The sequence below is a fragment of the Micrococcus sp. KRD096 genome, from assembly GCF_017168495.1.
Taxonomy (GTDB): Bacteria; Actinomycetota; Actinomycetes; order Actinomycetales; family Micrococcaceae; genus Micrococcus; species Micrococcus luteus.
Genome location: NZ_JABFAY010000018.1, coordinates 159,454 through 174,018 on the forward strand (window position 1 = coordinate 159,454; position 14,565 = coordinate 174,018).

Sequence of the window (14,565 nt, forward strand, 5' to 3'; positions counted from 1 at the left end):
CCTCCTCACCCCCGACAGGCAGGTGTCCGCATGACCCCCGTCCCCCCGTCCCGCCTGGACGCGCTGACGGCGCCGACCGCCCGGCACGCCCACCGGCTGCTCGTCGCCAAGGCGATCCGCGAGTTCACCCATGAGCGGCTCCTGACGCCGGTGCGCGGCGAGCGGGTCGACGACGCCGGCCGCCACGCCTACACGCTCACCCTGGGCGGGGTGCGGTGGACGTTCACCGCGCGTGCCCTCCCGCTCGAGCACCTCGGCGTGGATCCGGACTCGGTGTGCCGTGCCGGGGATCCGGACGCGGTGGCCGTCGACCGCTTCGTCCTCGACGCGGCCGAGGTGCTCGGGCTGGCCGGCGAGGCGCTGGACGTCTATCTCGAGGAGCTCGCCTCCACCTTCGCCGCCCGGTGCCACACCCTGGCCGGCGAGCGCCCGTCCGCCGCCGACCTGGTGGACGCGGACTACACGGCGGTGGAGGCCGCCATGAGCGAGGGACACCCGGGCTTCGTGGCCACCAACGGCCGCATCGGCTGGGGGGCCACGGAGTACGCGATGTTCGCCCCCGAGGGCGGGCGGGCGCTGCACCCGGTGTGGCTCGCGTTCCCCTCCGAGCTCGGGGGACGGTGGACCTGGCCCAAGACCGCGAGCGCGGGCGCCGCCGTGCCGGCGCCGCCCCCGCCGATCACCGAGGCGGTGGCGGGCCTGTGGGCGGAGCGGGCGGCGGCGCTCGACGTCGATCCGGAGGCGTACACGCTGATCCCGGTGCACCCGTGGCAGTGGGAGCACCGGATCCAGGTGGCGTTCGCCCCCGACCTCGCCGCGGGGCGGCTGGTGCACGTGGGCGAAGACCCGGACGCGTTCACGGCCATGCAGGCGGTGCGCACCCTGTTCAACGCGAGCGACCCGCACGCCCCGCAGCTGAAGACGGCGTTGTCCGTGCAGAACATGGGGTTCGTGCGCGGCCTCTCCCCCGCGTACATGTCCGTCACCCCGGCGATCAACGCGGTGGTGGCCGACCTCGTGGACTCCGACCCCCTGCTCGCGAGGTGGGGCTTCGGGGTGCTGCGGGAGTACGCCTCGGCCGGGTACACCGGGGACGCCTTCCATGCCGTGGGCTCGAAGGGTCCTCACACGAAGATGCTCGCCGCCCTGTGGCGGGAGAGTCCGCTGCCGCGCCTGGCGGAGGGCGAGCGGGTCATGACCATGGCGGCGCTGCTGCACCGGGACGGCGGGGGCCGCTCCGTGGCGGGGGCGCTCGTGGAGCGCTCGGGGCTGACGGCGGCGCAGTGGCTGCACGGGGTGGTGACGGCCTACGTGACCCCGCTGGTGCATCTGGCCGCCGCCTACTCGACCGTGTTCATGCCCCACGGGGAGAACATCGTGCTCCGCCTGCGGGAGGGACGGGTCACCGGCGCCTTCCTCAAGGACATCGGGGAGGAGGTGGTGGTCGGCGCGGACGGCGTCCCGCTCACGGAGCAGACCCGGCGCATCCGCATCGACCTCACCGACGAGGACCTCTCCCTCTCCTTCTTCACGGACATGCTGGACGGCGTGCTGCGCCATCTGGCCGACGTGATGGACGCGGACGCCCTGCTGCCGGCGGAGGAGTTCTACGCCGTGGTGGGGCGGGTCCTCGCCGAGTACACGGCCCTGGGGCTCGCGGATGTGGAGCGCCTCGGCCTGGACGCGGAGGACTTCGCGCACTCGTGCCTGAACCGGTTGCAGCTGCGGAACGCCACGCAGATGGTGGACCTGACGGACCCGTCGGGCTCGCTGCTCTACGCCGGTCGCCTGGCCAACCCGGTGGCCGCGCCGCTGCGCCGCGCGCTGGCGGAGCTCCGGCAGGACGCCGCGGCATGAGCGCGGACGCGTGGACCGGGACGGCGACGGGTGACGTGGCGGGCCGTTGCCACCGGGACGCGCACGGCGTGCCGACGCTCGTGGCCGCGTCCCTGCCCGAGCTGGCCTACCTCCAGGGGTGGCACGTGGCGACGGAGCGGGCCTGGCAGGTCGACTGCGAGCACCGCCGGGTCACCGGCATGGGCGCCGAGGTGTTCGGCCCGCCGGCGGTGGCGAACGACGTCGCCGCCCGGCAGATGGACCTGGACGGCGCGGCCCGCCGGGCGTTCGACGCCCTCGACGACGCGGAGGACCGGGCCTGGTTCACCCGGTTCGCCGACGGCGTGAACGCGGGGCTGGACGCCGGGGCCCGGCGCGCGCCCGAGTTCGCCGCCCACGGGGTGAAGCCGCTGCCGTTCGACCCGCACACGGCGCTCGCCCTGCACCTGGGCTACAACGTCTGGCTGACCAACGCGCCGGCCGCCCTGTTCCGCACCCTGCTGGCCGAGCGCTTCCCCGCGCTCGCCGCGGCGCTGATCTCGCCGCGCCCCGACGCGGACGGCTCGAACGCCTGGGCGGTGCGCGTCGGCGCCGAGGGCGCTCCGCTCGTGGCCGCCGACCCGCACCGGCTGCTCGAGCTGCCCGGCGTCTACCAGCAGGTGCGCCTCGTGGTGGAGGCCGAGCGTCCCCGGGACCGCGTCGACGTCGTCGGCCTGGCCTTCCCCGGTGTGCCGGGCGTCCCGCATGTGGGGCAGTCCGAGCACGTCGCGTGGGTGACGACCTCGGCGATGGTGTCCTCGCTCGAGATGGTCCTCGAGGACGCCCCCGAGGGGCCGGAGGTCCTCGACGCCCGGACCGAGCGGGTGCACGTGCGCGGCGGCGACCCCGTGGACGTGCGGGTGGCCCACACCCCGCGCGGGCGGCTCGTGGACGTGCCCGGCGCCGGCCCGGTGAGCATGCGGTTCCCCGCCTGGGACCGCGCCGACACCGGCCTGCCGAGCGCGCGCCGGCTGCTCACGGCCGCGAGCGCCGCGGAGGCCTGCGCGGTGCTGGACGGGCACGTCGAGCCGGTCAATCGCGTGATCGTCGCGGACCGGCGGACGGTGCTCACCCGGCACGCCGGGGCCGTGCGGCGCCGGGATCGACGCTCGGCCTGGGGTGCGGCGCGGGCCTCCGCGCTGGGCCGGGGCTCCGCCGACGGGTCCCTCGATCAGCGCTGGGTGCGCTGGCCCGCGCCGGCCGCGGCGGACGACGTCGTGGTGGCGGCCAACGAGCCCCACCCGGACACCGCCTGCCTCACCGTGGACGCGTGCGCGCCGTGGCGGTCCCGCCGCATCCGGGAAGCCCTCGAGGCGCTGGCACCGCAGGAGCGGACCGTGGACGCGATGGCCGCCCTGCAGACGGACACCCGGACCCCGGGCGCGCCGCGGGCCTGGCTCGCCGACGCCGTCGACGCGCTCGTCGCGGACGGCGTGCTGGCCGCGGAGTCCGTCCCGGCGTGGGCCGGCGACGCCGCCGCCGGATCGGCCGCGGCCCGCTGGTGGCTCCTCGTGGAGCACGAGGTGGCCGCCGCCCTGATCGCGCACCTGCCGCCCGCCTCGCGGGCCCTGCTCGGCGGCCCGTGGGCACCGTGGGGCGACGCCGCCGCATGGGTCGGCGCGGCGCTCGCCGAGCGCGGGCCGGAGCCGCTGCGCGCGGCCCTGGGGATCACAGCGTCGACGAGGGACCTCGTGCGGGCCGCCGTCGCCGCCGTCGACGACGCCGCCGAGCCGCCGGGCCCCGACGGCGCGGCCCGGACCTGGGGCGAGGCGCATGCCCTGGCCCCGTTCCTGTTCACGCACGAGCATCCCGGCGGGCCGGACGAGCCGGGGCTCGCCGACGTGCTCGACACGATCGGGTCCGTCCGGGTGGGCGGCACCGCGGACGCGGTCTGCGCCACCTCGCACGCCCCCGGCCTGGCCGTCGGCACCCACCGCGGGCCGGTGGCCCGGGTCGTGTTCGACCTCGGCGACCGCACCCGCAGCCGGTGGGTCGTCCCGTTCGGCGCCTCCGGTCTCGGAGGCGGGCACGTGACGGATCAGCTGGACGCGTGGGCCGCCGGCCGCCTGCTGCCCGTGCCGTCCCGTCCCGTCCCCCCGTCCGCCGGCAGCGGCGTCGCACCCGCCCGCTCCGTCCCCGGCGGGGCCCCTCCGGGACGCATCGTGGCCGAGGTCGGCGTCGGGGCGTTGGGCCTGACCATGACGCGCGTCCGCCCGGCCCTGGACGCCCCGCTGATCCACGCACTCGTCACGGAGCCGCGGGCGGAGTTCTACGGGATGCGCGGGCACAGCGTGCAGGACGTCGAGGAGGTCTACGACTTCCTCGAGTTCCAGCCCACCCACGCGAACCACCTCGTGTGGCACGGCGGGACCCTCGTGGCCCTCGTGCAGACCTACGACCCTCGCGCGGAGGAGGTCGGCGGCGCCTACGAGGTGCGGGACGGGGACCTCGGATTCCATTTCATCACCGCCCCCGGCGGCCTGCAGGGGCGCGCCCGCGCCACGGCCTACCGGAGCATTGTGGACTGGTTGGGCGCACGCCCCGGCACGCGTCGGCTCGTGATCGAGCCGGACGTCCGCAACACGCGGGCCGTGAAGACCGCCCGGGCTCTGGGCTTCACGGTGGACCGGGAGGTCGAGCTGCCGGGCAAGCGGGCGGCGCTGTGCTTCCGCGACGTGCGCTGACCCGGCCCCGCACACGGCGACGGCGCGCACCCGCCTCGGTGCGCGCCGTGATCGTGCCGGTCAGGGGCGGTGGCTCACTTGTGCTCGGCCACGCCCGTCTGGCCCTCCCGGACCAGGGCGGTCATGCGGGAGACCGTGCGGAAGTACTTCTTCATGTAGCCGCCGTGCATCATCTCCTGCGTGAACAGGGCGTCGAAGGGCACGCCGGAGGCGAGGACGGGCACGTCCTTGTCGTACAGGCGGTCCGCGAACACCACGAAGCGCAGGGCCGTGGCCTGCTCCGTGATGGTGTGCACGTCGTGGAGGGCGAGCACGTCCACGTCCTTGACGAGCTCGCGGTAGCGGGAGGGATGCACGCGGGAGAGCATCGCGGTGAGGTCCGCGAAGTCGTCCACGGCGAGCACGCCCGCGTCGGGGAAGTTCTCCTGGGCGGTGGTCTCGACGGCGGCGTCGTCCAGGGGCGACGGGGCGGCGGAGAGGCCGCGGTGGCGGTAGTCCTCGCCGTCCACGCGGATGACCTCGAACTGGTCGGCCAGGACCTGGATCTCGCGCTTGAAGTCCTGCGCCGCGAAGCGCCCCTCGCCGAGCGAGCCCGGCAGGGTGTTGGAGGTCGCCACCAGGCGCACGCCGGCGTCGGCCAGCTCGCGCATGAGGCGGGACATCAGCACGGTGTCCCCCGGGTCGTCGAGCTCGAACTCGTCGATGCACACGAGGGTGTACTCCTTGAGCTCGTCCACCGCCTTGCGGAAGGACAGGGCGCCCACGAGGTTGGTGTACTCCACGAACGTGCCGAACGCCTTGGGTCCGGGGGCCGCGTGCCACGTCGAGGCCAGCAGGTGGGTCTTGCCGACACCGAAGCCGCCGTCGAGGTAGATGCCGGCCGGCCCCGCCGCCCGCTTCTTCCCGCCGAACAGGCCGCCGAGGAACCCGCCGCCCGAGCCGCCCCGGCCGAGGTCTGCCGCGAACCGGCGCAGCCGCTCCACGGCCTGTGCCTGCGAGGGGTGCGCGGGGTCCGGGATGTAGGTGTCGAAGGACACCGTGCCGAAGCGGTACGACGGGTGGAAGCCGGCCAGCAGCTGGTCCGGGGTGACCTGCGGCGAACGGTCGGCGAGGTGGACGATCTGAGCCACGGGACACTCCCAGGGTCGACGACGGGGATTCCGGGCCATGCTATCGGGCCGCGGACCCGACCCATGTGACCTCGCGTGTCCCGGACTGAGGGGCCCCTACCCTCTTACGTGACACCGATGTGCCGTAATCTGGCGCGCAGGGCACGGACACGGAACCCGCCGTCGTCGTGCCGCCCGCCCCGGGCCCGTGCGGGCCCGCCCCGACGCGAAGGAAGGCAGTGCCATGACCGATACCGCCGCGAAGTTCTCCGAGTACGCCCACCCCGAGAAGCTGGTGTCCACGCAGTGGGTCGCCGACCATGTCGGCGACGAGGACGTCGTGGTCCTCGAGTCCAACGAGGACGCTCTCCTCTACTCCACCGGCCACATCCCCGGCGCCCAGCGCGTCGACTGGCACACCGAGCTCAACGACCCCGTCACCCGCGACTTCGTCGGCCCCGAGGCCTTCGCCGAGTTCGCCGCCTCCAAGGGGATCTCCCGGGACACCACCGTGGTGTTCTACGGCGACAAGTCCAACTGGTGGGCCGCCTACGCCCTGTGGGTGTTCACCCTCTACGGCCATGAGGACCTGCGCCTGATGGACGGCGGCCGTGACAAGTGGATCGCGGAGGGACGCGAGACCACCCGCGAGGTCCCGACCGTGGCCCGCTCCGAGTACCCGGTGATCGAGCGCGACGACCACACCGAGCGCGCCGCCCGCGAGGACGTCCTCAAGGCCATCGGGACCACCCCGCTGATCGACGTCCGCTCCCGTCCCGAGTACACGGGCGAGACCACGCACATGGCCGGCTACCCGCAGGAGGGCACTCTGCGCGGCGGCCACATCCCCACGGCGGCGTCCGTGCCGTGGGCGTCCGCGGCCAACGAGGACGGCACCTTCAAGTCCCGCGCCGAGCTGGAGCAGGTCTATCGCGCCGGCGCCGGGCTGCAGGAGGGCGACGACGTGATCGCCTACTGCCGCATCGGCGAGCGGTCCTCCCACACCTGGTTCGTGCTCAAGTACCTGCTCGGCCACGAGGACGTCCGCAACTACGACGGCTCCTGGACCGAGTGGGGCAACGCCGTGCGCCTGCCGATCGCCGTCGGCGAAGAGCCGGGCGAGGCCCCCGCGCGCTGAGCCCCCGGCACGGCGTGGATCACTAGACTGGGACACCATGACCGAGAACCACGCCGTGCCCGCCGCCCTGGCCGAGATCATCGACGACTTCGCCGGGGTGCCCGATCCCGAGAAGCTCGAGCTGCTGCTGGAGTTCTCGGACGAGCTGCCGGCGCTGCCGGAGCGCTACGACGGCCACGAGGCCGAGATGGAGCAGGTCGTGGAGTGTCAGACCCCGCTGTTCCTGGCCGTCGAGCTCGAGGGTGAGCCCGGCCCGCAGGCCCCGGTCCGCCTCTTCATCACCGCTCCCCCGGAGGCGCCCACCACGCGCGGCTTCGCCTCCGTGCTCACCCAGGGCCTGGACGGGCTGAGCGCCCTCGAGGTCGTGGACGTGCCCGAGGACATCCCCACCCGCCTCGGTCTGGCCAAGGCCCTCACCCCCCTGCGCCTGCGCGGCATGTCCGCCATGCTCGGCCGCATCAAGCGCAACGTACGCGAGCAGGCCGGGATCGCCTGAGTCCGCCGTGGGCCAGCGCAAGAAGGATCGCGGCGCCCGGCACGGGGCGGCCACGCCGGCCGTCGCCGCCCTCGAGGCCGCCGGCGTCCCGTACCGGCTGCACACCTTCGACGTGGCCCTCGACGCCGGCGGCGAGCGGTTCGGCGTCCAGGTCGCCCGGGCGCTCAGCGTGCCCGCCGATCGACTGTTCAAGACGCTGATGGTGGCGGACCCCGACGGCGCGCTCGCCGCGTGCGTGGTGCCCGTGTCCGGTCAGCTGGACCTGCGGGCCGCCGCCGCAGTGCTGGGCGTCAAGCGGCTCGCCCTGGCCGATCTGGCCGTCGTCGAACGCCGGACCGGCTACGTGCGGGGCGGCGTCTCGCCCCTGGGCCAGCGCCGGCCCCACCCCGTCGTCCTGGACTCCTCCGCTCTCGACGCGGAGCTCATGTACGTCTCCGGCGGGCAACGCGGCCTGGATGTCGAGATCGCGCCCGCCGACCTCGTGCAGGTGACGGGCGCCGTCGTCGCGGAGATCGCGGCGGACTGACGGGCGAGTCCTGCGGCGGACCGGTCAGGCGTCGTCGCGCGCCTGGCGGCGCACCGCGACCATGCGCTGGCCGACGGTGACCAGGGAGGCGGCGGCGAGCAGCCCCAAGGTGACGGCCAGGACGACCGGGGGCAGACCGAGGCCGGTGAGGCCGGCGACCACGAGGGTGGCCACGAGCCGTTCCGCTCGCTCGGCGATGCCCACGTGCGCGTCCCAGCCGAGGGCCTCCGCCTTGGCACGCACGTAGGAGACGAGCATGCCCAGGGCGAGGCAGGCCCCGGAGAGCGCGCCGACCGCGGGTGCGGCGCCGAAGCCCCACAGGCACAGCCCGAGGAACACGGCCGCGTCCTGCACGCGGTCCAGGGTGGAGTCGAGGAACGCGCCCCAGCGGCCGGTGGACCCGGCCTCGCGCGCCATGATCCCGTCCACCAGGTCCGAGAACACGAACGCGGTGATGAAGAGCGTGCCCCAGAACAGGTGCCCCAGGGGGAACAGCACGAGCGCGCCCAGGCTCACGCCGAGCGTGCCGACGACCGTCACGGTGTCCGGACTGACCCCGGCCCGCAGGAGCGTACGGGCCACCGGGGTGAACAGGCGGGTGGTGACGCCGCGCGCGTGACGGTCCAGCATCAGGCGGGGTCTCCGGCCCCCGGGCGAGGATGCTCGGCCGCGGCACGGGCGTTGGCCGCCTGGCGCACACCGTGGTCCTGGGCGGCCCGGTCCCAGACGTCCGCGAGAATCTGCCGGGTCTCCCCCAGGGTCTGCGACATGTTCTTGGTCCGGGCGATGATCGGCAGGAAGTTGCCGTCGCCGGTCCACCGCGGCACCACGTGCTGGTGCAGATGGGCTGCGATCCCGGCGCCGGCCACCGCCCCCTGGTTCATGCCGAGGTTGTAGCCGGAAGCGCCGGCGGCCTGGCCGAGGGCCAGCATCGCCGTCTGGGTCAGCTCCGCCATCTCGGCGGCCTCCTCCGTGGTGGTGTCCGTGTACAGGGGCACGTGGCGGTAGGGGCAGACGAGCAGGTGACCGGGGTTGTACGGGTACAGGTTCAGCACCACGTAGGCGGTGCGGCCGCGGTGGACGATGAGGGAGTCCTCATCGTCGCGCTGCGGGGCCGCGCAGAACGGGCAGGTGTGCTCGTCCTTGACCTGGCCCGTCCCCTTGGACACGTACGCCATGCGGTGGGCGTTCCAGAACCGCTCGAAGGCGTCCGGGGCGCCGGGCAGCTCGAAGCCGTCCGTGGCGGCGGCGTCCGCCGACGCGCGGGCCTGCGCCCGCGCGTCGGGTCCGCCGGTGCCGGGGCTGGTCATGGGGTGACCTCGCGCTCGCGCACCGCCTTCACGATGCGTTCGATCGCCTCCTCCACCGGCACGCCGTTGTCCTGGGTGCCGTCGCGGAAGCGGAAGGACACGGCGCCCGCCTCCTTGTCCTCGCCGCCGGCGATCAGCACGAACGGCGCCTTCTCCTTGGCCGCGGTGCGGATCTTCTTCGGGAAGCGGTCCGAGGAGTCGTCCAGGCGCGCCCGGATCCCCTCGGCGCGCAGCTTCGCGACGACGTCGTCCAGGTAGTCGTTGAATGCCTCGGCCACCGGGATGGCCACGACTTGCTCCGGGGCGAGCCAGGCCGGGAACGCGCCGGCGTAGTGCTCGGTGAGGACGCCCAGGAAGCGCTCGATGGAGCCGAAGAGGGCGCGGTGGATCATCACGGGGCGCTGACGGGTGCCGTCGGCGGCCTGGTACTCGAGGTCGAAGCGCTCGGGCAGGTTGAAGTCCAGCTGGATGGTGGACATCTGCCACGTGCGGCCGATGGCGTCCCGGGCCTGGACCGAGATCTTCGGGCCGTAGAACGCGGCGCCGCCCGGATCCGGGACGAGCTGCAGACCGGAGGCCTCCGCGACCTCGGCGAGGGTGCGGGTGGCCTCCTCCCAGATCTCGTCGGAGCCGACGAACTTCTCCGGGTCCTTCGTGGAGAGCTCGAGGTAGAAGTCGTTGAGGCCGTAGTCCTTGAGCAGGTCGAGGACGAAGTTGAGCGTGGTGGTCAGCTCCTCCTTCATCTGCTCGCGGGTGCAGTAGATGTGGGCGTCGTCCTGGGTCATGCCGCGCACGCGCGTGAGTCCGTGGACCACGCCGGACTTCTCGTACCGGTACACGGAGCCGAACTCGAACAGCCGCAGTGGCAGCTCACGGTAGGACCGGCCGCGGGAGCGGTAGATCAGGTTGTGCATGGGGCAGTTCATCGGCTTGAGGTAGTAGTTCTGCCCCTGGCGGGTGATCTCGCCGGTCTCGGGATCACGGACCTCGTCGATGTGCATGGGCGGGAACATGCCGTCCGCGTACCAGTCGAGGTGGCCGGACACCTCGTAGAGGTGCTGCTTGGTGATGTGCGGGGTGTAGACGAACTCGTAGCCGGCCTCGGTGTGGCGCCGACGGGAGTAGTCCTCCATCTCCTTGCGGATGATGCCGCCGCGCGGGTGGAACACGGGCAGGCCGGAGCCGAGCTCGTCCGGGAAGGAGAACAGGTCCAGCTCGGCGCCGAGCTTGCGGTGGTCGCGGCGCTCGGCCTCGGCGAGACGCTCCTGGTAGGCCTTGAGGTCGTCCTTGCTGGCCCAGGCGGTGCCGTAGATGCGCTGCAGCTGCTTGTTCTTCTCATTGCCGAGCCAGTAGGCGGCGGCGGAGCGGGTGAGCGCGAAGCCGTTGCCGATGAGCTTGGTGGAGGGCAGGTGCGGGCCGCGGCAGAGGTCGCACCACACGGCGTCGCCGGTCTTGCGGTCCACGTTGTCGTAGATGGTGATCTCCCCGGCCCCGACCTCCACGGAGGCGCCCTCGCCGGCGGTGTCCGCGGCGTCCTTCTTGCCGAGCAGCTCGAGCTTGTAGGGCTCCTCCGCCATCTCGGCGCGGGCGGTCTCCTCGTCCACGACGCGGCGGCGGAAGGTCTGGCCGGACTTCACGATCTTCTGCATGAGCGAGGAGATCTGCTTGAGGTCCTCGGGGGTGAAGGGCTCGTCGACGTCGAAGTCGAAGTAGAAGCCGTCCGTGATGTACGGGCCGATGCCGAGCTTGGCGCCCGGACGCAGCTGCTGCACGGCCTGGGCCATCACGTGGGCGGTGGAGTGCCGCAGCACCTCGAGGCCCTCGGGCTCCGTGATGTCCACCGACTCGACGGACGCGCCGGCGGGGATCTCGCGGGCCAGGTCCCAGAGCAGGCCGTCCACCCGCATCACGGCGGTGGTCGGCTTCTCGCGGAAGAGGTCGAGGCCGGTGGTGCCGTGCGTCACCTCCCGCAGCTCTCCGTCCACGGTCAGCAGGATGTTCTTCGGCTCCGACACGGTGCTCCTTCGAGGTCTGGCTTCGGGATCGGTGGCGTACGGGGGCCACCGTCGGCCGCGTCCCATTCTAGGGGCGCGGCCGGACGGCGGGGCACGGAGGCGGACGGTCTCATCTGTCCGGGGTGGGCAGCAGCTCCCACGTCTCCGGGTGGGGCACCGGGATCGGGGTGTGCTCCGGAGCGGGCCGATCGGGTGCCGCGCGGACGGGGCGGGCCCCGCCGGCCGGCCCGACGTCGGTGCGCACCTTCACGGGCCGGCCGCCCGTGCCGTGGTGCGGGATGTCCGGCAGGGGCTGCGCTCCGGTGCCCGCCCGGCCGCTGCGGCGCGCGGCGGCGGCTCGGCGGTCCGCCGCGAGCCAGTCCCGCCACTGCTGCCGGGTGGCGTCCAGGTAGTCGGGGTCCGGGAGCGTCTCGGGCCGGTGCAGGTCCCAGGCGCGCACGGCCTGGACGGACACGGCCCGGTCGCCGGTGCGCCGGACGGTGCCCTCGATCAGCAGGAGGCGGGCGGAGAAGAGCATCTCCCCGGAGGCGTGCTGGGCCTCGGTGAAGAAGGAGGCGTCCACGCAGCCGGTGCCGTCGTCCACGGAGAGGAACACCACCCGCTTGCCGCTGCGCATGGGCGGGGTCTGGGTGGCCACGCGCACCCCGGCCACGAGCACCCGGGACTGCGTGCGCAGCCCGAGCAGGTCCTTCGCCCGGGTGACGCCGAGCGCGTCCAGGTACGGGGCGTGGGAGTCCATGAGGTGGGCGGTGACGTCCAGGGCGGTGAGCTCCAGCTCGGTGCGGACCCGGGCGGCCGGGGCCGGGTCCGGGAAGAGCGGGGCGAGGGTGGTGAGCTCGGTGTCCGGCAGGTCCAGGGCCAGCTGGCCCTCCACCTGCCGTGGACGGGCGGACCGCGAGCGCGGGGCGGTGCGGCCGGGGGCGGTGCCGCGGGTGGTGGAGACCATGAGGCGGGCGGGGTACATGCCGGGGTCGTGTTCGAGGATGGCGGCCATGAAGGCGGCGGGGTGGTGGGTCTTGAGCCAGGCGGAGTGGTAGGTGGGGACGGCGAAGGCGGCGCCGTGGGCCTTGCAGAAGCCGAAGGAGCCGAAGGCGGAGAGGGTGGCCCAGACCTCGTCGATGACGTCGAGGGAGTAGCCGCGGGCGAGGGCGCCGGTGCGGAAGGCCTCTTCGACGAGGTGTTCCTGCGGGCCGCCGAGGAGGCGGCGGTGCTCGTCGGCGCGGGCCAGTCCGCAGCCGGTCATGACGTCCATGGTGCGCAGGACCTGTTCGTGGAAGACGGTGACCCCGTGGGTCTCGGCGAGGACGGGCCGCAGGTCGGGGTGCGGGTAGTGGGCGGGTGCCCAACCGTGCCGCTGTTCGAGGAAGGGCCGGACCATGTCGGACTGCATGGGGCCGGGGCGGAAGAGGGAGATGTCCACGGTGAGGTCGTTGAACTCGTGGGGGGCGAGCTTGCCGACGAGTTCGCGCTGACCCGGGGACTCGATCTGGAAGCAGCCGAGGGTGTGGGTGGTGCGGATCATCGCGTAGGTGGCGGCGTCGTCGAGGGGCACCTGTTCGAGGTCGATGTGCTCGCCCGTGGTGCGTTCGACCTCGGCGATCGTGTAGGCGATGGCGGACTGCATGCGCACGCCGAGGATGTCGAGCTTGAGGAAGCCCATGGGGTCCATGTCGTGCTTGTCGAACTGGCTCATGGGCAGGCCCATGCCGGAGGGCTGGACGGGGGTGCGGTGCAGCAGGGCGGCGTCGCCGAGGATGACGCCGCAGGGGTGCATGGAGATGTGGCGGGGCAGGCGGTCGAGGCGTTCGGTGAGGTCGACGAGCAGGTCCAGCTGGCGGTCGCCCTCGGCGCGGCCGGACTCGATGCGGCGGGAGAGACCGCCGAGTTCGGGCATGCGCTGGAGGGCCTCGCGGAAGTTCGAGGCGGAGAAGCGCCAGAGCTGCTTGGCGATGGCGTCCACCTCGGGTTCGGGCATGCCGAGGGCGAGGCCGGCGTCGCGGACGGCGCCGCGGGCCCGGTAGGCGTTCTGCATGCTCATGAGGGTGGTGCGCTCGGCGCCGAAGCGCTCGACGACGGCGTGGTAGATCTCGTGGCGGCGGGCGGACTCCACGTCGATGTCGATGTCCGGGAGGGTGGAGCGGTCAGTGGAGAGGAAGCGCTCCATGATCAGGCCGTTGGCCATGGGGTCGACATGGGAGATGCGCAGGGCGTGGTTGACGAGGGAGGAGGCGCCGGAGCCGCGGGCGGCCACGCGGATGCCCATGCCCTCGATGAGGTCGACGACGGCGGCCACGGTGAGGAAGTAGGAGGAGAAGCCGAGTCGGGTGATGATGCCGAGCTCGTGCTCGGCGCGGTCCTGCAGGTCCCGGGCCGCCTGGCTGGTGCCGGGGAGGCCTCCCCCGGTGTGGAGGTGGGGGTAGCGGGCGAGGAGGCCGGTGCGGGTGCGCTCGCGCAGCACGTGCTCCGGGGGGCCGTCGATGCCGATGATGGCGGCCTCGGGGACGCGGGGCACACCCCAGCCGAGGTCGGTCTCGGGGGGGTTGTCCCGGTTGGCGGCGGTGGGGACCCGGCCGGCCGCCGCGGCGGCGAGCTCGGCGACGCTGGCCCACGGGCTGCCGCCCGCCGCTCCCCCGGTGGTGCGGGCGTGGGCGGCGGAGACGAGCTCGCACAGGGAGCGGTAGCCGGAGCCATGACAGCCTCCTCGGGCGAGCACGACCACGCGGCCGGCGTCCTCGTCCTCGCTCCACCGGACGGCCAGGTCCACGCCCACGATCGGGGTGATGCCGTGGCGCAGGCAGGCGCCCACGTGTTTGGCCATGCCGTAGAGCCCGTCCCGGTCGGTGCAGGCCAGCAGGTCCATGTCCGCGGCCGCGGCGGCGGCCACGAGGTCCTCGGGCCAGCTGACCCCGTAGTGGGCGCTGAACGCGGAGGCGACGTGCAGGTGGGCGAAGGGTGCGGCGGTGCGTCCGGCCGCGGCGGCCCGGCTCATGCCGACCGCCTCAGGTCCTGGGCGTGCTCGTGGACGCGCACGAGCCGCCACCGGCCGGAGTCCAGGTGGTGGGCGACGTCGAGGGTCTGCAGGGGCGCGGCGCCGGCCCGGGCCAGGCGAACCTGCAGCCGCCACATCTCGTGGTCCACGAGACCGGCGCCGCGGCCCTTCTCCGCGCGGACCTCCTCCGCCCACCAGCGGCGCCGCTCGAACCAGCGCACGGGGCGCTCTGCGAGGACGTAGTCCCGCCCGTTCCAGCGCAGCCCCTTCGGGGTGCCGTCTGCCCCGTACTCCACCGCCACCGACTGTGTGAGGACTCCCATTCTGCTTCTCTCCCTGTGCACTGCTGACCGGACCGACGACGGGGTGCCGTCGCGCGATGGGAGCGCGGCCCGTCCGGCGGACCGGACGCGGGGAAGAAGT

11 protein-coding genes are annotated in these 14,565 nt (G+C 73.8%); 5 read left to right on the forward strand and 6 right to left on the reverse strand.

Annotated features, from left to right (window positions below):
- The first annotated feature begins 30 nt into the window (after window positions 1–30).
- Together J1M41_RS09605 and J1M41_RS09610 are read left to right on the forward strand one after the other, a co-directional pair.
- Window positions 31–1,857, forward strand: a complete 1,827-nt coding sequence (locus tag J1M41_RS09605; RefSeq protein WP_145015932.1) for an IucA/IucC family siderophore biosynthesis protein — start codon at window positions 31–33, stop codon at window positions 1,855–1,857.
- The gene (locus J1M41_RS09610) at window positions 1,854–4,559 is read left to right on the forward strand and encodes a GNAT family N-acetyltransferase (RefSeq protein WP_206451638.1); all 2,706 of its coding nucleotides are present in this window, start codon (window positions 1,854–1,856) and stop codon (window positions 4,557–4,559) included. The genes J1M41_RS09605 and J1M41_RS09610 overlap by 4 nt, the downstream gene beginning before the upstream one ends.
- Before the next feature lie 74 nt (window positions 4,560–4,633).
- Here the strand turns inward: J1M41_RS09610 and zapE are convergent, their stop codons facing one another.
- Window positions 4,634–5,689: a cell division protein ZapE gene (zapE, locus tag J1M41_RS09615; protein ID WP_020624759.1), complete on the reverse strand. Its 1,056-nt coding sequence runs from the start codon at window positions 5,687–5,689 to the stop codon at window positions 4,634–4,636.
- 223 nt (window positions 5,690–5,912) lie between these two features.
- On the opposite strand from zapE, the gene J1M41_RS09620 reads away from it, so the two are divergent.
- The 3 genes from J1M41_RS09620 to J1M41_RS09630 are packed head-to-tail and all read left to right on the forward strand — an operon-like array spanning window position 5,913 to window position 7,828.
- Window positions 5,913–6,806, forward strand: a complete 894-nt coding sequence (locus J1M41_RS09620; protein ID WP_115165008.1) for a sulfurtransferase — start codon at window positions 5,913–5,915, stop codon at window positions 6,804–6,806.
- 37 nt (window positions 6,807–6,843) lie between these two features.
- Window positions 6,844–7,302 carry a SufE family protein gene (locus J1M41_RS09625; RefSeq protein WP_020624761.1) on the forward strand — a complete coding sequence of 153 codons (459 nt, stop codon included), beginning with the start codon at window positions 6,844–6,846 and terminating at the stop codon, window positions 7,300–7,302.
- A gap of 7 nt (window positions 7,303–7,309) precedes the next feature.
- Window positions 7,310–7,828 (forward strand): aminoacyl-tRNA deacylase, encoded by a 519-nt coding sequence (locus J1M41_RS09630; RefSeq protein ID WP_069941367.1) that lies wholly within the window; start codon window positions 7,310–7,312, stop codon window positions 7,826–7,828.
- Between the two features lie 24 nt (window positions 7,829–7,852).
- On the opposite strand, the gene pgsA is transcribed toward J1M41_RS09630, so the two are convergent.
- The 5 genes from pgsA to J1M41_RS09655 form a co-directional block, all read right to left on the reverse strand.
- Window positions 7,853–8,458, reverse strand: a complete 606-nt coding sequence (gene pgsA / locus J1M41_RS09635) for a phosphatidylinositol phosphate synthase (RefSeq protein ID WP_206451639.1) — start codon at window positions 8,456–8,458, stop codon at window positions 7,853–7,855.
- Window positions 8,458–9,138, reverse strand: coding sequence for an HIT domain-containing protein (locus J1M41_RS09640; RefSeq protein ID WP_206451640.1), 681 nt, complete (start codon window positions 9,136–9,138; stop codon window positions 8,458–8,460). The genes pgsA and J1M41_RS09640 overlap by 1 nt, the downstream gene beginning before the upstream one ends.
- Complete coding sequence (gene thrS, locus J1M41_RS09645) at window positions 9,135–11,153, reverse strand: threonine--tRNA ligase (RefSeq protein WP_206451641.1); 2,019 nt, start codon at window positions 11,151–11,153, stop codon at window positions 9,135–9,137. The genes J1M41_RS09640 and thrS overlap by 4 nt, the downstream gene beginning before the upstream one ends.
- A gap of 109 nt (window positions 11,154–11,262) precedes the next feature.
- Window positions 11,263–14,142, reverse strand: a complete 2,880-nt coding sequence (locus J1M41_RS09650; RefSeq protein ID WP_206451642.1) for a PHP domain-containing protein — start codon at window positions 14,140–14,142, stop codon at window positions 11,263–11,265.
- Window positions 14,139–14,465 carry a DUF6504 family protein gene (locus tag J1M41_RS09655; RefSeq protein WP_206451643.1) on the reverse strand — a complete coding sequence of 109 codons (327 nt, stop codon included), beginning with the start codon at window positions 14,463–14,465 and terminating at the stop codon, window positions 14,139–14,141. The genes J1M41_RS09650 and J1M41_RS09655 overlap by 4 nt, the downstream gene beginning before the upstream one ends.
- Between the last annotated feature and the right edge of the window lie 100 nt (window positions 14,466–14,565).